The organism is Bacillus nitratireducens, from assembly GCF_001884135.1.
Classification (GTDB): Bacteria; Bacillota; Bacilli; order Bacillales; family Bacillaceae_G; genus Bacillus_A; species Bacillus_A nitratireducens.
In genome coordinates, this window is sequence record NZ_MAOC01000050.1 from 1 (window position 1) to 19296 (window position 19296).

Annotated in this window: 15 protein-coding genes and 1 pseudogene; 2 read left to right on the forward strand and 14 right to left on the reverse strand. The window is 37.1% G+C overall.

What is annotated here, in order from left to right; translation table 11 throughout:
- Positions 1-421: 421 nt before the first annotated feature.
- The 12 genes and pseudogenes from BAU23_RS15730 to BAU23_RS15795 all read right to left on the reverse strand — a co-directional run bounded on the left by BAU23_RS15730 (position 422) and on the right by BAU23_RS15795 (position 13972).
- Entirely contained in the window at positions 422-1528 is a 1107-nt protein-coding gene (locus tag BAU23_RS15730; protein WP_071734805.1) for a hypothetical protein, read from the reverse strand.
- A gap of 37 nt (positions 1529-1565) precedes the next feature.
- Positions 1566-2672: a hypothetical protein gene (locus BAU23_RS30220; RefSeq protein WP_165615095.1), complete on the reverse strand. Its 1107-nt coding sequence runs from the start codon at positions 2670-2672 to the stop codon at positions 1566-1568.
- A gap of 219 nt (positions 2673-2891) precedes the next feature.
- Complete coding sequence (locus BAU23_RS15745; RefSeq protein ID WP_071734807.1) at positions 2892-3566, reverse strand: response regulator; 675 nt, start codon at positions 3564-3566, stop codon at positions 2892-2894.
- Complete coding sequence (locus BAU23_RS15750) at positions 3529-5052, reverse strand: sensor histidine kinase (RefSeq protein ID WP_071734808.1); 1524 nt, start codon at positions 5050-5052, stop codon at positions 3529-3531. Before BAU23_RS15750 ends, BAU23_RS15745 begins: the two co-directional genes overlap by 38 nt.
- A gap of 284 nt (positions 5053-5336) precedes the next feature.
- Positions 5337-5456 (reverse strand): YjcZ family sporulation protein, encoded by a 120-nt coding sequence (locus tag BAU23_RS15755; RefSeq protein ID WP_071734809.1) that lies wholly within the window; start codon positions 5454-5456, stop codon positions 5337-5339.
- Positions 5457-5473: 17 nt separating this feature from the next.
- Entirely contained in the window at positions 5474-5971 is a 498-nt protein-coding gene (locus BAU23_RS15760; protein WP_044740488.1) for a DM13 domain-containing protein, read from the reverse strand.
- A 76-nt stretch (positions 5972-6047) separates the two neighbouring features.
- The gene (locus BAU23_RS15765; RefSeq protein WP_071734810.1) at positions 6048-7127 is read right to left on the reverse strand and encodes a sensor histidine kinase; all 1080 of its coding nucleotides are present in this window, start codon (positions 7125-7127) and stop codon (positions 6048-6050) included.
- Entirely contained in the window at positions 7124-7837 is a 714-nt protein-coding gene (locus tag BAU23_RS15770) for a response regulator transcription factor (protein ID WP_071734811.1), read from the reverse strand. The genes BAU23_RS15765 and BAU23_RS15770 overlap by 4 nt, the downstream gene beginning before the upstream one ends.
- Positions 7838-8182: 345 nt before the next feature.
- The gene (locus tag BAU23_RS15775; RefSeq protein WP_071734812.1) at positions 8183-10399 is read right to left on the reverse strand and encodes a binary toxin-like calcium binding domain-containing protein; all 2217 of its coding nucleotides are present in this window, start codon (positions 10397-10399) and stop codon (positions 8183-8185) included.
- A gap of 849 nt (positions 10400-11248) precedes the next feature.
- Positions 11249-11335: pseudogene (locus BAU23_RS15785) on the reverse strand (YjcZ family sporulation protein); the annotation flags it as partial.
- 251 nt (positions 11336-11586) lie between these two features.
- Entirely contained in the window at positions 11587-13377 is a 1791-nt protein-coding gene (locus BAU23_RS15790) for a helix-turn-helix transcriptional regulator (protein WP_071734814.1), read from the reverse strand.
- Positions 13378-13381: 4 nt separating this feature from the next.
- On the reverse strand, positions 13382-13972 hold the full coding sequence (locus BAU23_RS15795) for a sensor domain-containing protein (protein ID WP_071734815.1): 591 nt from the start codon (positions 13970-13972) through the stop codon (positions 13382-13384).
- Between the two features lie 279 nt (positions 13973-14251).
- Between BAU23_RS15795 and BAU23_RS30225 the strand changes: the two genes are divergently transcribed.
- Positions 14252-14431, forward strand: a complete 180-nt coding sequence (locus BAU23_RS30225; RefSeq protein WP_165615094.1) for a hypothetical protein — start codon at positions 14252-14254, stop codon at positions 14429-14431.
- Positions 14432-14785: 354 nt separating this feature from the next.
- On the opposite strand, the gene BAU23_RS15805 is transcribed toward BAU23_RS30225, so the two are convergent.
- Positions 14786-15955 (reverse strand): serine hydrolase domain-containing protein, encoded by a 1170-nt coding sequence (locus BAU23_RS15805; RefSeq protein WP_071734816.1) that lies wholly within the window; start codon positions 15953-15955, stop codon positions 14786-14788.
- A 575-nt stretch (positions 15956-16530) separates the two neighbouring features.
- On the opposite strand from BAU23_RS15805, the gene BAU23_RS15810 reads away from it, so the two are divergent.
- A complete protein-coding gene (locus BAU23_RS15810; RefSeq protein WP_071734817.1) occupies positions 16531-18540 on the forward strand; it encodes a serine hydrolase domain-containing protein in 2010 nt (669 codons plus the stop codon).
- Positions 18541-18982: 442 nt separating this feature from the next.
- Here the strand turns inward: BAU23_RS15810 and BAU23_RS15815 are convergent.
- The coding region (locus BAU23_RS15815; RefSeq protein ID WP_165615096.1) for a serine hydrolase at positions 18983-19296 on the reverse strand (314 nt) is incomplete at its 5' end.

Genomic DNA, 19296 nt, shown 5'->3' on the forward strand with positions numbered 1-19296 from the left:
ACGGGGGTAGTTCAATGACATAAATTATTGTAGTTTAACGATTAACCCTCCTTATGCAATATTACATATAAAAATCTTTATTGGGTCTGTTATAATTTTAAGAGTAAATTATTCATCCATTAATTTACTCTATTCATATCTGTAGTTATGGAAACCCTAATTACATATAAAAAGAGAGAAGGACATTGGTGAGTTCTTCTCTTTTTTTATTTACTTAAGATTACAATTCAAAGTACTTATTGCAATTGCTTTAAGCTGACTTTTATATTATAAATTCTGATTTTCATACTTCTTCACGAGCCGATAAAAAGAAAAGAGTATCTGTTCCTTCAAAATTAAGTTATAAAAGAGTTTTGTTTTCCTGTAACACATTATTTATCCTGCTATTCGCGGGCAGTACGCTTCCGCACTAAATAAATTTTCACTTTATAACCTGTTTGCAATATTTACACATACCACGCCTCCGATAATAGTAAGCAATCGTAGCGCCAAACAGAGCCACTCCCCAAATGGGCCATAATAACTCTGGACCTTCCAATGCCCATCCCCTATGATCTAGGCCCCCTTTATTGATAAACCCCCGGATGTACATCAAACCAGCTGAAGTAACCATTATAGAAACCAGTGAAGCAGGAATAATCGCTAATGAAAGAGGTACACGCCTACCAGCAATAAACGGAAACCAACGCGGGAAAATTTCTCCCCAGGGCTGAATAAGTCCCAGCGTAAGAATTGCTCCTCCGAGAGCTACGGTAGCTAAGGACGCGCCCATTAACCAAATTCCAGGTGAATCACGCTCAAAAGAATCAAGTAATTCTTTGGTAGTTCCCAGTGGAATGCCTAGAGCCCAACACCATCTTGTTATGGAATAACAGATAGGAATTATTATGGCAACGTATGTGCACCATTTCCCCCAAGATGTTGCTGAGGATTTTGATGTCCATATTGAGTGATTACTATTTCGGCCACAATACGAACAAGCATTTCGTGTTTGACGTTGATAGACTAAGGCAGTCGCACTCCATAGAAAAGCTCCTAGCATACTTATATACTGATTTATAATCGTCCAATACATCATCTGTTCAAAAAATTTAACTCCATGCGGAAAATCAAATGGCGCTCCAATCAAAAAGATAAATCCATATGCTGCAGACGCCAAAACACGGTAGTCAATAACTGCAAATAATAGAATCGCTACTAACATATACACAAATATGAGTAATACTATTCGTAACAGGCCCTTGCCCCAGCCACGAATCATCATGCCAGCTACAATGACCCCCATTAAGCTAAAGCCAACCATTATAGGTGCACCAGTCTCAGGCCTCAAACCAGCTAGCATTGAGTATTCAGGTTGTGGATCCCCTATTCCAAATGGAAACCCCTTTCCTCCCAATGCCCAATACTGACCTAATATCAAATACATCAACGACCAAACAACCGCCGTATAACCAATCCATTTGGGCCATAATGATAACCATCTAAAAATATGAATTCCGTTTTCGCTTTTCTTCTCAGTATTTGACATCGCGAAAGAACAACTCCTTTTTTAGAAAGTGATAATGCTAGAACCTTCTACAATATTTACACTGCCCCCGCCTCCTTTGACAGTAAGACATGGTCGCTAGCCCTAATGCTATTCCCCATGGTAGCCAAAATAGTGAAGGCCCTAATTCTCCCCAATTTCCAGTATCGATGGAACCGTCCAATATTTTTGAAACGATAAACGGACTTATTTTTAATCCTGCAAGAATGAGGAGAACAGATGCACATGTTGCTGGTATCACCGCGAACCAGATAGGAACACGTTTTCCACCCAAATAATAGAGCCAATGAGGAAAGTTTTCTCCCCATTTTTGGATAAGTCCCAATGTCAGAATAGCACCGCATATAGGTAATCCTCCTAGAACAGCCTCTATCATACGTTCTGTAAGTGACTGGTTACTAATTGTCATTGCTGCTTTATTACTCATCCCCAATGGAAGCCCTGCAGCCCACGCTAAACGGACAATCGCATACGGAAGTGCCATAACAATAGCAATATACGTCGCATATTTCCCAATTTTATTTCTAACAATTGATATATCTTGAGTATCTTTTTTTCGCCCACAAACCACACATGCTCCTCGGCTCCGCCGCTGATAAGCCAATGCTGTGGCTCCCCATAAAAATCCTCCTGCCATACATAAAAGTTGATTTATGACAGGCCAATCGATGAGTTGAAAATGTAGCATGAATGAATAGGCGAAATTCTGTAATACCCGTACATCGGGAATCACAAATACTAAGGTGATAGACATTATCCATGCGAAAATGAGCAGGATTGCACGCGGAATTATTTCTCCCCATATTCGGATTGTAGCCAATGCAATGATTGATCCAAGCCACCCGATGCAAGCAATTGTTACTCCTCCCATTTCTGATTGTATGTTTGCTAAAAATGATCCCATTATAAACCCTCTGGAATCATTCTCACCAAAAGGGAATCCTGCGCCCCCTAAAGCCCAATAAGCTCCCAGAAATCCGTAAGAAATGGACCAAACTGCAGTTATATAGGGTATCCAACGATACCAGTTTGATAGAAAAAAATTCCACTTTTTCGCCCTGTCTTTCAATGTACCTTGTGAATATTGATCTTTCGACCGTCGTATATGATTTAACTTAAAAACCATATCCTTCAACTCCCCAGTGTATATTGATGAATAAGTTCATATTATGATAAGAAAGCTAATTTGAAACGAATCCACAGAACTGTTTATTAACAGTTCTAGAGGTCCGTTTAGTGAAAAAATTCTATAATTGCATTTGTAAGGTAACAACCTGGAAATATTGAAAAATAAAAATACCAATTCCGCAGAATGGAATTGGCATAAAAAATCTTCTAATCTATATTAATAATTTTTTTCCTGATCCGGACGCATAAACCCTTGTTCCCAAGCAAAAACAGCTGCTTTCGTACGATCAAGCATATGCAGCTTACTTAGAATGTTACTAACATGGCCTTTAACTGTCTTTTCACTAATGAAAAGCCCTTCAGCAATTTCAGCATTCGTAAGCCCTCTAGCAATCAACCTTAATACTTCTAATTCTCGTTCACTTAGCTCAGAAAACGGATTGGGAGATGCCTGTCTCGTAGCACGAATCTCATTAACAACCCGTGCAGCAACCCTTGGATGCATAATGGATTCGCCCTGTACGCCTCTCCTTACAGTTTCAACCAATTGATTAGGCTCAATGTCTTTAAGTACATATGATATTGCACCTGCACGTAATGCTGGAAAAATGTATTCATCCTCATGATACGAAGTCAACACAATCACTTGAGAACGAGGACTAACTTGCTTAACTCTTCGAATCGCCTCTACACCATTGATACCTGGCATCACTAAATCCATTAGTACGATATCTGGCACAAGTTCAGTAGCTAGAGCTGTAGCCTTTTCACCATCTTCTGCTTCTCCAATTACATGAAAATCAGGTTGAATTGTGAATAGAGCATTCAATCCTTGTCTTACAATCGCATGATCATCAACAATTAAAATCGAAATCAGATCTTCCTTCCCCATTATCTATCACCTCTTCTGAATTAAAATTGACATTCGGCTTGTTACCTTCTTGAGTGTCTGATTGCTTACACTGAACAGTAATTTTCACACCTTTCTCCATCTCACTTTGGATATCAATATACCCCTTTAACGTATGAATCCGTTCACGCATAGATGACAAACCTATTCCTTGTCGATCCAGTCTTTGAATATCAAACCCGCAACCATTATCATGAATAGAGAGAGTTACAACTTCTTCACAATCTAGATGAATCATTACCCTATTTGCCTGACTGTGGCGTGCAACATTATTCAGTGCCTCCTGTGTGATGCGAAAGAACGTCTCCTCAATAATGGGGGATACTTGTCGCTGTCCACTTATCTCCAAATTAACTATGATACTAGTTTGTTCTTGCCACCTCGCCGCATAATCCTTTAATGCAAATACTAAATCCTTCCCCTCAAGTGCAACAGGACGTAATTCCTGAATCAATGCACTTAACTCATGCTGGGTTTGATGTAACACATTCTCTGCTTTTAACAAATGCTCTTTAGCTTTGTCTTCGTCTTTTCCGATAAGGGATTTGCTAGTGTTCAGCCAGATCGAGGTAGCAAATAGTTGCTGCTTAATACTATCGTGTAGCTCACGAGCTAATCGATTGCGTTCCTCTAGTGTTGCTAAATCTTGACGGACTTTAAACAAAGTACGTAGTTGTTTCGCCATCTGATTCAGCTTACGTGCCAACTGCCCCAATTCATCCTTCGAAGAATCTTGCACAAATGTTGTGAAGTCTCCATGACTCCATTGATCTGTGGAATATAATATTTTTCGGATACGACGAACGAGACTTCGAGACGTAATAATTCCAAAAGTAATACCAACAATTGCTGCACCTATAAGGAAAGCCAACATACTAAATCCAAAAAACTGAAAAGTAGCCTCCCAAAAATTACTGAGAGAAAAATGTATGTTTTCTGCTTTAACCACTAATACCCCACGAACATCCTTCTCATTTGCTAATGGAGCAACAATATATAAAATCTCATCCTTATAGTAACTATATATTTTAAATTTACGCGCTTCAGATGGTTTCAGTGACAACGCTGTATATATATACCGAGAAACTTTCGCAGGAAATTCTGCTTTATAATCAATAAACTGCGGTACATCCTCTCCAGCACTTGCAAGTAAATTCCGATTAGAATCAATGACCGCAGAAAATCCATCGAATTCAGTTCCTACTTCAATAGGCCAATCATCTAACGCTTTCTTCAGTTGACTTTGATTAATAAATGGTCCGTTAAAGTTAGAAGGTATATTTTGGGCTTGTATACTTATCTGTTGTTCAAACATTCGGTCCGCATTATATTTCACTAGACTAAGTGATATAAGAAATCCCATCACTTCAAGCGTCAATAGTACGCCAATGGTTGTTAATACATAAAATAAAGTCAGTTTCCACTGTAAACGGTGGAAATGTCGGCCAAAACGAGATAGAAATTTCATGCTCTTTCCTTCCTACTTAAAAATATAGTGACCATCGTATCATTCAACTTTTACTAAAACCTCTCCCTTACTATATGACACGTTTTGTAATTTAACATTCCTCCCCTCAAGTGGCCTCTATAAACAATTCATTTTAAATTTAATTTTTCTTGATAAATCAAAGATTTCCTGGCATACTCATAACATTATTTGTGCACGAATATAATCTCTCCGTAAACGTCCAGTCACTCCAAAATATACAAAAATTGAGAAATGTAAAAAAGACACTCCTATGAGTGCCCTTTTTAGCAACTAAATCTGCTGCAGCTAGCTCCAACTATAATTAATAATTTAAAGATCACAACCAGTAAGGCAAATCCGCCACCAAATCCACAACCTCCGCCGCAACTACCACCATATTCCATATGAATCTTTCCTTTGATTAATTATTAAAATAAACCGCACCAAAGTTTTCATTAAATCTCTTACACCAAACAGAAACCGAACCATATACACTTACATCTATCCCTTCAGGAATTTCGTAGTTTTGGTCTCCTTTATTTCCCTTTAATTTTCCTAATTCAATATACTGATAGTTTTTCACGTCTTCATTATTTTTCAAACGATTTGTAGGAACTAATACAACTCGTACATCTGGCCCATTAGATGTTGCAAAATCAGAAAGTCGTAAAACACGTTTTCCATCTGCTAATTGATAAATTTTTGCCGTTCCAGTTGTTTCATGGACACCGTTTTGAAACTGCCCTTCACTTATTACTCGATCACTTTGTTTCTTTACTTCAGTTGATTGTACCTCTGTTTGTGGCAATGCTTCATTGACGTGCTTATCAATAAATAATTTCTCTGGCCTGAACAATGACCATAAAATCCCCAATACAATTATCAAACCACCTATAAACCAAACATATTTTCTTTTCATAAAGTAAAAAACCTCCTGTAACATACTTTGTAGTAGTATGTTAACAAGAAGGTCTTTCATTTTTCTAACGTAAATGTTACAAAAGTCTTTCAGCCGTCTTATTTTTTTCTGATATGATGGGAAGAGTAAACCAAAATTCACTTCCCTGCTTACCATCTGCACGATTCCTCACACCAATTTCCCCTTTGTGCATTTCAATCAATGATTTTGCAATAGCTAATCCAAGACCGGATCCTCCAGATTGCGAACTTCTTGATCTATCTGTTCTAAAAAAACGTTCAAATACGCGTAATTGATCATTTGGAGAAATTCCCATCCCTTCATCTCGCAAAGTGAATTGGACCTGTTGAGTTTTTTTATTTTCCTCTACAGTCAATTCAATTGTTCCAGAGACAGGAGAATATCGAATTGCATTATGTAATAAATTACCTATGACCCTTTCTATTTTACAAGGCATAATCAAAAGTCGAGGTAATGTATCTGGAACATCCAATTGCACATGGATTTGTTTGTCTCCTAATAAGACAGAATGTGACTCTAATACATCTAATAGGACTTTATCTAAATGTGTGAAACTTGGGTGAAAATCTACTTGCTCAAACTCTAACTTTGAAAGATCAAATAAGTCGTTAATTAATCCACTTAATCTTTCTATTTCTTTTAATATCGTCGCTAAGTATTGCTTTCTCATTTCAGGATCTTCAATCAGGTTATCTTGTAATGCTTCTATCATCAATTGCATGCTAGCCATAGGAGTTCGTAAATCGTGTGAGATATTGGTAATTAGCTCCTTACGGGATTTTTCCTGTTCCTCTAATTTAGTAAACCCTTCTTCTAATTTTTTTGCCATCTGTTGAAAGGCAGTTGCTAATTCTTTAAACTCCCGTGGTTCTTGCCCAATTATATACATCGTTTCAAAGTGTCTATCACTAAATTGTTTCGTCAATTTAATTAAATTTTGTATTGATCTCATGATAGGACGTGTCATTAACCAATAAATAAACGTTGAAATAATAAATGCCACAAATGCAATTACTGTTAATAAACGCGTTTGTTCCGGTTCAAGTAACATTTTCGTCTCACTATACCATATAGCAATTACCATAATACTGGTACTTAATAAATTCATGAGTAACAATTGAATACGTAATCTCATGCTTCATTTCCTCCATTTGGCTCAAAGCGATATCCTATACCCCAAACCGTATGAATCCAGCGATTCTTTATTGTATGCTTCTCGAGCTTTTCACGTAAACGACTCACTAGCACGGTAACTGTATTTGATGCCCCTTCATGCCCAAAATCCCAAATTAGTTCAAGAAGCTGCGAGCGAGAAAATACTTGTTTTGGATGCTTTGCCATGAGATAAAGTACCTCAAACTCTTTCACCGTTAACTCCACTTCCTTATCACAAACAAGTACATATCTTGTCTTTGGATATATTTTTAAATCTGGAAATTCTATCACTTCCAATAGAGATTCTTTTGCTTGTATCGGTACCTGATTTCCTCTTCTGAGTATAATTTGAATCCTTAATACTAATTCACGAGGAGAAAATGGCTTTGTTAAATAATCATCTGCCCCCATTGTTAAGCCTAAAATTCGATCCCTTTCCTCTCCCTTAGCAGTTAACATAATAATAGGGACATTTGATTGTTGACGAATTTCCTCGCATAATTCCCATCCATCTTTTTTCGGCATCATCAAATCTAATATAATTAAATCTGGTTGATGCGTAAGAAATAAATCCCAACCTTCTTTGCCATTTACAGCGGTATATACTTCATATTCTTCTCTTTCTAAATACCGTTTGCATACTTCTCGAATATTTGCTTCATCTTCTACGATTAAAATTCTTTTCTTCATATACTATCCTCTCTTTTTTTCTGTAATTCTATAAATATACCTTTATAGGTAAAGATGTAAAAACTGATCGCATCAATAAATCAGAATTCCAGATTTCGGCCTCTAAACGAACGAAAATTCAGAATAATGTTTATGTAATTCAGATAGTAATCTTAACATTTGATTAGTTATATGACTAGATAAGCATTTAAAATAGTAGTATCTAAATCATATAAATTAAAAGGAATGAGTCCGATTCAATATCGAACTCATTCCCTATTAGTAGCCTAAATTTTTGTATCTAACTTTTCGGATTCAGTTCATTACCGGTTCTTTTTTCAAACTTAGCAACAGAACTGTTACCTATTACTGAGCTCTTGATAGGTTCCATGCTATAGTATCAGTTCCATTCTCTCCATTACCATACTTCATATAATCGATTAAATATCCCACCTTTAACTTGTTACCATTAGATAGTATGTTCCATTGCTTATGGTGTCCAGTAAAGTTCTTTGGATATGCATGATTAAATTTAAAAGTACTTGCGTTCTGTTTTTGATCTAAATGGATATAACTATCTTGAAGTTTTAAATATGCATAATCTGAATAAATAGGACTTTGGAATTTAATTAATACCTCTTCATCCTTTTTAATTGGTTTTCCAGGCTTAGGTTGACCTACTCTTTCAATAATTACATTCACTTTTTCATCGCTAGATTTCTCAGCCCAAAGATACTCCCATTTATTCCCGGCGTGATGACTTCCCCAATAAGTTGTATTTCCATATGAAGCTACAGTATAAGGAACTCCTTCTGTAACAAATTCACCTGAATTATCTACTACATAATCTTCGAATTCTTTATTAGCTTTAATCTCTGCATCAATCTTTTGTGTAGGCGTTAGATTGTGTGCGTCATTAATTTCAAATGTAACTTTTCTGTGCGCTGCAATTTCAGATTTAATAGGGTGTATATTTTCTCTAGATTCATATGTATATCCATTCTCACGTTTAAATAGTGTTACTGTTTGTGAAGGAGCATTCCATTTCTTGCTATAAGTAGTAGGAATTTCTTTGCTCACACCAAATAAACCAGGTAAGATTGAGGCCCGAATCTTTTGTGTAACAGGATCATAACTACCCTCTACTAATGTTGGTTGCTGTAGTTTTGCAAAAGCACCGTGTACAGAGTCTTTATGTAAATAACCGCGATCCCCCTGCCCCGCTTTTAAAACGTTCAATGCATCAGTTCCAGTATTATCTGAAACCACTGATACTTGATTATTACTTTTTGCCTTGTTTACAATATGCTTTACTTTATTCGTATCTATATTAATATGTTGAAAAACTTCGTTATAGGATAAAACCGGCTTATCAGCAAGGGATTTGTCTTTAGGAGTATACACCCTAAACTTTGGTATATTCCCCATATCTGTTTCTAATTGTTCTGTAGCTGCATTTACTCTAGATTCATATCTCCCTGAATCCCCCAAATGCATAACTTCTTCACCTTTTTCGATGGATAAATCCATTGTACTTGTAGGTAAAACTTCAATCGAAAGAATTTCCCCTTGTTCAACAGCTTTCAATTCATCCAATGATAAGACAATATTCGCATCTGCTTGTCCCTCTAAACTGTCAATTACTACTTCTGTTTTATTCCTTCCACCTTTTTCTGTACTTAAATAGTTTGCCTTATATCGATCTTGTGTTGCCTTTACAGTATTAATAATTTTGTTTCCTAAACGAATATTAAAATGAGGCGAAACATTTTCAGCGGATGCTGTGCCTACATTCTTATATTCCAGATGTACCCGTACTTTTGCTGCGTTCGCTGTATCCACAGTTGTTGCGGTAGACCAATCAAAATTATTTGTATAACTCTCCGTTTCAGTAGTTGTTTTTGAATATCCGTATCCCACGTTTGCTGAAACACTTCCAGAAGGAACAGGACCGGCTGCTGAGCCTTCTACACCACCTGAACCACTTAGACCCACATTAAATGAATGTTGTGTAGATACGCTTTTTTCCCATCCTCTGCTAACTGATCCGCCATTATTATCCGTAATGGTTGCAATAGGAATTACTTCAATTCGTTTGACACCAATTTGTAAATTTGGCATATTGGCAACTATCGGATTGAAATTAGTATCAGAATCATTGTTATAATTCTCTACCTCATACATATCAGTAAAAGGATCACCATCTGTATTTGCATTCATAGGATTCGATATAAATTTTGGTTTCCCTTTATCCTTCTCGGGATCCCATGCTTTCGCTTCATTTTTCCCAGTTTGTGAATTGAATTCAATTTTATATCCATTAATCTCTAAGTCGTTAGAAATACCATCTTTGTCCCAATCGTTGTTTGCCATTTCAATGTTTTGTGTAATAAGCGAACCTATTTCCCCATCAGATCCGAGCGTAAAATTCTTATCTTCTTTTTTTGCATTTGCATTCTCTTTGAATATTTCAACTGTACTTCCTGGATTCGGCTGTTTTACATCTGCTAAAGCAGGAGATGCTAAAGTCAGTGCCATCGATACACTACCTAATACACTAAGTGCTGGCTTTAATTTTTTCATTGTTATTTTTCCTCCTTGATTTCTAAGTGAGTTAGAACACCTACTAGTAAGATTAATTTCATCATATATAACAAATCTTTCATTTCTCTCTCATAACTGTTAAAAAAGTCTCTCGTAAATATTACAAAAGACTTACAGAGCTTTGTAAGTCTATATAATCTGTATATGAAACATCAAAAAAGCAGTAAAATGAACAATCGATTACAATATATACAAAAAAGCAGCTAGCAAAAGCTAACTGCTCACTAACAATAAATTTAGTTTTTAGATATGTCCTTAACTCGATAATCTTCTAAAGTGTTTACCGTAGCAGAAATCTTTTGTTGCTCATTACAGAATTTACAATAAGGGAAAGCCCACGCAGGACTTTAGTCCGTCTTTAGACGTGGGATGCAAGTATCGTTTTTGCATAGCAAAACATGGTATTCTTTATTCCTAGTCATGTAAAAGACTCTAAAACGACTGTTCTCTGAAAACAGAATACACATGAGGTTGGGGGAGCAAATTCTTCTACTCCGTAAAATGTATTAAGTCGTCATGCAAAAGACGTAAAAACATTTGAGAACCAACAATCTGTACGGTATGGTCACAGTACCGTAGCCCACGAACCTATATGGTCTGTTGTGGGAGTGTCAATATATGGTACGTTTTGTAATCTAACATTCCTCTCCTCAGGTGGCTTCTGTATATAATGCATTTTAAATTTAATTTTTCTTGATAAATCAAAGATTTCCTGGCACACTCTTAAAATTATTTGTGCACGAATAAAATCTCTCCGTAAACGTCCAGTAATTCCAAAATATACAAAAATTAAGAAGTATAAAAAAGACACTCTTATGAGTGCCCTTTTTAGCAACTAAATTCGCTGCAGCTAGCTCCAACTATGATTAATAAGATAAAGGGCACAACCAGTAATGCGAATCCGCCACATGAACATTAAAGGAAAGGAACAGCTAGTATTGGAGATTGAACGAAAAGCAGTAGCGTGGTATCGAAGTTCAAAAGCGTAGATTAGATTATTTCACTCATACGGGCTTTAGTTAAAGAACAAATCATAATAAAAAGGCTGTTTGACGTATTAGTAATGTATAATATGTCAAACAGCTTATGTTCTTTTGTTTTTCTAAATTTATGTCTTGATAATTTGTTAAAGAACTTTTTTATTTGTGATCATTATGTTTTGTGAATTATAAAAGTAATCCTGTATCTTTTGCCTTTTGCACGGCTTCATCTCGATTTTTGACTCCTAGCTTCTCATAGAGATTAGAGGCGTAGTTTCTTACTGTTCCGTTTGACAAGTATAGCTTCGAAGCTATTGTTTTATAACGGCTGCCTTGTGATAATAGTTTCAGAACCTCTAGTTCGCGTTTCGTTAAACCAAACTCTTTGCAATCTGATTTTGATTGAAATGATTCTGTTTCTTCATTTTCTTCCCACATTCTATTAAACAAGTCATGGTTAATCATCGCGCCTCCCCGATAGACTAAACGAATTGATTCAGTTAATTCACGCGAATCTATGGATTTCAACAAATATCCATCTGCACCATTTCGTATGATTTCCTTTGCCTTTTCTGTATCCTGAAAGGTAGACAGAATGAGTACACGAATGTGCGGCCATTTTTCCTTAATCATTTTAGTCGCATGAATTCCATCCAGATTGGGCATCTCTAAATCCATTAATACAACATCTGGTTTTAGTCTTTCACACAATTCCACAGCCCGTTCTCCATCTTCAGCCATTCCCACTACTTGTAAATCCTCCTGTACATCCAAAATTGTATGAAGACTTTCTCGAATAAAAGAATGATCATCGACAATACACAGGCGGATTTGTTCATTAGACGGTTGTACTTGTTTCGGTAATACACATGAAATTAACGTCCCTTCCCCTTTTTGGGAGTAAACAACAACTCTTCCTTGTGACTGACTCACACGCTCCTTCATTGCAGTTAATCCAAAGCCATCCTTCCACTCCTCTACCCCACAGCCATTATCCTGTACATCCAATCTTATTTGTTGTGGTTCAAAGTGAAGTGACACAATAATTTCTGTAGAATGCCCATGGCGAACAGCATTTGTTAGTGATTCCTGCAAGCTTCGATATAGTGTCATTTTTGATTGCTTGGAGACCATACACTCTTCCCCTATTATTCGAGTACGTACATTTACTTTTGCATGTTTCTTAAATTCCTCTGTCAATTGTTGTAATGTGACAGCTAAGGGAAGCGATTCTTGTGATAAATCCATTTGATGCAAATACAGTCTTACTTCTTCCATGCTGTTACGGGCTAATTGTAATAATGAATCGAGCTGTTGCTCGCCTTCTTTAGACTTTAATTCCGTACGTAATGTTTCCATCCCCATCATAATTGAGGTATAGGAATGCCCCATCGTATCGTGTAAGTCTTTTGAGAGCCTATCACGTTCCTCAAGTAATGTTATTCGCTCGACTTGGGATATGTATTGTTCCAATACATGTTTCTGTTTCCGAATAGTTTCACTTTGACGGTAATTAATAACCAGTAAACGAAAAAAAGAACCCATAGCAAAGGCTAAACCAATTTGTAGGATGATTACCCATAAATCTGTTACTTTGGAAAATATCGCAATGAGCAACGGGAACAAAATAATTGTGATAGGACCCGACCAGCGGTAAGATTTATGAGCGCTATTTGCCGCAATCATAAAAGTTGGCATTAAAAAAGCAAGATACGCTGACGGAAATAATAAAGTTAAATAGAAACACACTCCGCCAAATAATATTATTTCAGTAAACAAATAATAGCGATAACTGAACATTAAACAAATCCAAGGTACTGAAAATGAAACGACTTCCCAAAGAATTATGATCCAAAGTGGTACTGTCAAATGATCTTGTTGTTGGATAGTCATTGATATCAATGATAGCCAAATAATAAAACGTATACAAAGTAAGGCCCAATCATACCAGAACCATATTTTCAAAGTCTTAAACAAATTATCACTCCCTTATAGCTTTAAACATTGTACGTGTATAGATTCCAATTATTCGAACTAAACAGTTTCCAATACATATACGTATCCAGATGAGAATGCATCCAATAATCATGACAAAAAAAGCTTTCGTCCATGAATTCATAGCAATTCCCAATAAGTATATATTAAAATATCTAAAAAGTAAGGGTGTAACGATAAATACTAGCGGCGTTACATACAGTAAGATAGCACATATAAGACTCATTATTCCGATAAAAAATTTCTGCATGAGCCAAAAAATAGCCCTCCAGTTGCTATTATTAAGGATTGTATCTCTCGCTTTAATCCATTTATCTCCCTCCTCTTTTTTCCTTGATTCGAATAACTCTATCGATATATCCGTATAAACCTTCGTCTGAATGCGTTCATATTGAACAAACGTGTGAGTTGTTTGTAGCACCCAAACCAACAAGGGAATACCCAAAAAGATAATCGTCATTACTAATGCAAATGTAATGCTGACCAGATAGAAACAAAAGTAAAAGAATCCGGATACAAAGGTAAATAACAAGAAATAGAAATCTTGCAAAGTTTTTTGAGCTGATGCTTTTGTCATTAAAATCTCTCCTCCTCATTCATTGCTAATGCGTTAATAGCTACTTTTTGATTCTAAGTATTTTTCTGTCACATACGGTAGTGTCAAAATGTCATGGTTTCTATGACATAGCTATCAATACAGCCGTATCCCACTCAATTTTTGTTGTTCTTTATAATTATGACAAAAGTTCACTATCGACTATGACTCGCCGCTTGCTACACTCTGTTCATACGCTAACGATCCGCTAACTCGTTGCACTAACAAAAAAATTCCAATCAAATAAAGGGGCGTACAAAAATGAAACAAGCAATTAACAAACTGGGGATCGTTGCAATTCTTCTTTCTTCTTCAACCATGATTTTTGCGTGTTCCCAACAATCGTTAGAAGCAGGAACATCAAAACCGTCGGCATCCACGACTAATATCCAAATGACGAAAGGACCTAATAATAAAAAAGAAATAGAATCTTTTGCCTGATACTTACTGGTTCGTTGTACAAAACCAACATCTCTAGCAGGATCCCGTAAGGTATTTGAAGATAAAAAACTTTGAATCTCTTGAGCAAATAGTTATAATTCGTCAGACACAGAAACAGACATAAAAAACACCATCCTTTCCTATGATTCTACAGAAAGAATAGCGTGTTTTTTCATTTTAGGGGGCATTTCTTTTTATTAACTTGATAGCGATAGGGTACCGCCACATGTCCATCAAATTAAGAACTTGCTTTACCCCAAAAAATTCTTTTAGAGTAAGGTGTTTTTTTGAACCAGAAAGGTATATTTTTAACTATAAAAACTATGACAAAATTTATCCGGTTATCCTTTTTACCTACTTGCTAAATTCAGCAAGTAAAATATTTTTATAAGGATCAGGACTATTAGCGCTACGCATACTGTTCAAACTGACGGCCAACGTATGCTTACCGCCAAGTGTACCTCCAGCAAAAGTACTAAATCCTGGAATGTCCCCTGTATGTCCCCATATCTGGACACCGCTTGGAAGCTTAGTTTCATAGATTCCAAGACCGTATCTCCCGATTTCAGCTCTTCCTGTAGGAACTGTAGTAAGCATTTGTTTTAGCTGCCGTTCTTTCATTAATTTGCCACTGAGCAAGTAAGAAAAGAATTTGTTTAAGTCGCCAGCAGTAGAAATCATCTCTCCAGCAGAGCTACCTATACTTGGATTAAAATAAGTAACGTCTTTTAGCTCACTTGCTCCGTCATATCCTTCATATCCACGGGCATGCTTGGTGCCTGGAATAACGCTTGAATTGCCAGGTAGGAATGTATTCGACAATTCAAGTGGTTCAATAATCCTATTTTCAATCTCTTCCGCATAACTGTTTCCGGTTACTTTTTCAATAAGGATACCTAGTAATACGTATCCTGTGTTTGAATAAGACCAGCCCTTTCCTGGGGCAAAGTCTGGAGGCATCAAAAGTCCAATCTTCACTAGCTCTTCAGCGGTATACAATCTTTTTGTATGCGTAAAATCAGCTTCTTTTGATCTTGAGTATTCAGCGATACCACTTGTATGGTTCAACATCTGACGGATAGTAATCTGTTTAGCATCATATCCATTTCCTTGAATGATACCAGGTAACCATTTTTCAATGGAGTCGTCTAGATTCAGGCGGTTCTCTCCAGCTAATTGAAGTAAAACCGTCGCGATGAACGTCTTTGTCACACTACCAATGCGAAAGCGAAAATCTGTTTTCATTGGTTTCTTGGTGCTAAGATCCGCTACCCCAGCGGCATAACCCCACGTTTTTCCACCCTCAGAAGTTTTAGCAAGTATCCCCGGGAATCCAAGTTGCAATGTATCCCGTATTGCTTGCTTGACGGCAGTACGATCTCGTTGAGTACTTGTTTGTAACGAACTAGATACACTTTGAGTAGGCTCTGCTTTTACAATTGAGGTTGGCGTTGTGTATAACAGGGAACTTCCAGCTATTAAAAGGGCAAGACTTGCAAATGTAATTTGGCTACGCGTTTTCATAAGGTATTCCTCTTCTCTATTTATATTGTATAGTTAGTTGCTTGCTGTTTCGTATTAACCACACAGCTACCATCTCCACCAATGACAAAAGGTCAAAATTGAATTCGTAATCATATTCATAATTATTATTTTTACAAACGCCATTCTGTCCTAAGTAAGTCCCTCTTTTTCCATATGTATGTTAACCCAAGAAATTACTTTTTTTCCTTGAAACACTCTTGTTACTGATTTGTTTTTCATAAATAGGTCATACCTGTTTCCCCTTTCACGCCTCTTTATATTTTTATCATACACAATGAAAATCTCTCCTCCTCATTTATTGTTAATGCGTTAAAAGCTGCTCTTTGATTCTAAGTGTTTTTCTGTCACATACGGTAGTGTCAAAATGTCATGGTTTCTATGACATAGCTATTAATACAGCCGTATCCCACTAAATTTTTGTTGTTCTTTATAAATATGACAAAAGTTCACTATCGACTATGACTCGCCGCTTGCTACACTCTGTTCATACGCTAACGAGCCGCTAACTCGTTGTGCCAACAAAAAATTTCAAACTAATAAAGGAGTGTACAAAAATGAAAAAAGTAATTAACAAACTGGGGATAGTTGTAATTCTGCTCACTTCTACAAGTATGATTTCTGCTTGTTCCCAGCAATCATTAGAAGCTGGAAAATCAAAATCATCGGCAGCCACGATCGATATCCAAAAGACGAGAGCACCCAATAATAAAAAAGAAGTAGAATCTTTTGCTGATTCGTTATTTGAGGAAAAAATGAAGAAGTACAATGTAAACGGTTCTAGTTTTGTCGTCGTTCATGATGGAAAGGTCGTCGTCAATAAAGGGTATGGGTATGCTGATAAAGAGAAGAAAATTCCCGTCACTAAGGACACGGTTTTTCAAATTGCTTCAGTCTCAAAAACTTTTACTGCCTTAGCTGTGATGCAGCAAGTTGATAAAGGAAATCTTAAACTAGATCAGGATGTACAACAATATCTCGGTGGATTGAAAATACCTAATAAAACAGGAAAACCCCTTACCTTGTTTAATATGCTTACTTATACCAGCGGAGTAGATTTACCTGATATCACCACGATAACCGGACCTGAATACATTAATCACAGTATACCGATGAAGGAGTTTTTCTCTAAACAAATGCCAACGGTGGTACGGCCGCCAGGAGAATCTTATACGTATGACAACGTTGCATTTGCACTCGCAGGGTTTGCTGTGGAAAATGTTACAAACACGCCTTTTTCTCAGTATATGGAAAAGAATATTTTTAAACCATTAAATATGAAATCTACAAGTATGAGCATTACGCCTGATCTTCTCAAGAGAATGGCTACACATTATGGGCCCACTGGCGATCCAATTCCAACAAGTGGGAGTGGTTTAACGGATGCACCACAAGGGGGTATTTTATCTACTGCAGAAGACATGTCAAAATACATGATTATGCAACTACAGAAAGGAAAGTTTAAAGACAAAGAAATTGTAAGTAAAAAGAGCATGGATATGATGCATGCCTATCAAGTTTTTGATGATAAGACGATTCCTGTTGCAACAATTGGATTCGAAACGCCTTTCAATGACTTGGCTAATGGGCAACACGTTGTAATAAAAGGAGGAAGTATGCCGGGACATCAATCACTTATGATTTTAGTTCCTGAACAAAAAACTGCATTCTTCATGTCTTACAATAATGATTCAACGATGAGTATAGACATGTATGAAGCTCTCATGGATCACTATTTCCCTGCTAAGAATGGGACTAAAACAAGTTATCTCCCGTTAGAGGAAAAAGACGCTCATAAATACTTGGGCTTATTCCAAAACACGCGTTTCGCTGCAATTCGCACCCACTTTACCTATGAAAATGGCAATTTGGTCATGGAAGGAGGATTATCCGGAAAACAAGTTCTCAAAATGATTCATCCGTTGTTATTTGAGGATTCGGAAGGCAATAAGGTTGCTTTCAAAAATAATGCAGCTGGAGACATCACATATTTTCACTACAGCTCTCCTAAAAGCCTAGATTTTATGGCTGATGCACAAAAAATTAACAACAGACCGTTCTTTGCGGATGTCCCTCAAAAGAGTAACTATAGAAGCCATATCGATAATCTTCATGCTTTAAACATCATGGATGCTAAAACAGGCAATTTATTCGATCCAATGAGCAATATGACACAAGGAGAATTTGCTGATTCCTTGTTGCGTGCACATGGGTGGAGTGCTTTTCCAGACGAGTCAAAAGAGGCGAAGGAGAAATTAATAATAGGTATTCCTGGATATGACCGTACAGCTCCGATTACCCGACAGATGGCAGCAACCATGATTCAAAATTTGAAGCAGATTCAACCTGACCAAGCTAAAAAAGTTAAATTACTTGATGCCGCGGATGACTGGGCAGTCCAATCTATTCAAGTACTTGCCTCTCAAGGAATCGTAGACCCTGATACTTCGATTAACGCTGACGGATCATTCATTTTCCGTCCAAAGGATCTGTTACTGCGCCAAGAAGCAAGTGCCTTGCTCGATTTAGCCTTTGGCTATTATGCCCTACCTATTATTCTTAGGTAGGGATTCATACAAACATAAATTATGGCAAACATTTAGTATGAGTGTTCCATCTGTATCAAGCTAAAGCAAAAAACAAATTTAGATAATTTAAAACCATTACGGGAAAAACTCATAAAAAAGCAGTAAAATCAATAACTGATTTCTTAAAATGATGGAGTTCAGCCAAGATATATGTAAAAACGAGTCACAGACATACTTTTTTCCAAATCGAACAATATCAAAAAAGCATTAAAGAAACAAGAATTGTGAAATGCAACCTAAAAAAGTCGGTTCCTTAGCGTTCAGGAATCGACTTTTTAGGTTGCAATTTGCTTTCCGTACGAAATGCGCATTTTGTTGGTGCTGTACTCCCCGAACTCCGCGTAATATCCTGATTCTGTCCCAAAAAAGTCAATAAGATTCACTGGCCATTTTTAACAAACGACGAACCGAGAGATCGGTGTCAATCTTCGATTGCCTGGTAGACCATCGTCCAGAAATCGTGGATAAGTTGTGCCGAATTCGGGGCTGACAGCCCGACCTGGGTAAGCAGGATTCCTGTGAGCTGGTTGTCCGGGTCGGCGTAGGTCGTGGTGCCGCTTCCGCCATCCCAACCGAACTGGCCGATGGGTGCGTAGTCGCCACGGTAGGTTCGCACCGCCATCCCGAATCCCCAGCCACCGTGCTGCCCTTGTCCGAATGACACATGGACGTTGTTGGTGGCCATGGCGTTTCGAGCGGCTTGCTGCTCGGGCGTGAGCCGGTTGGTGGTCATCA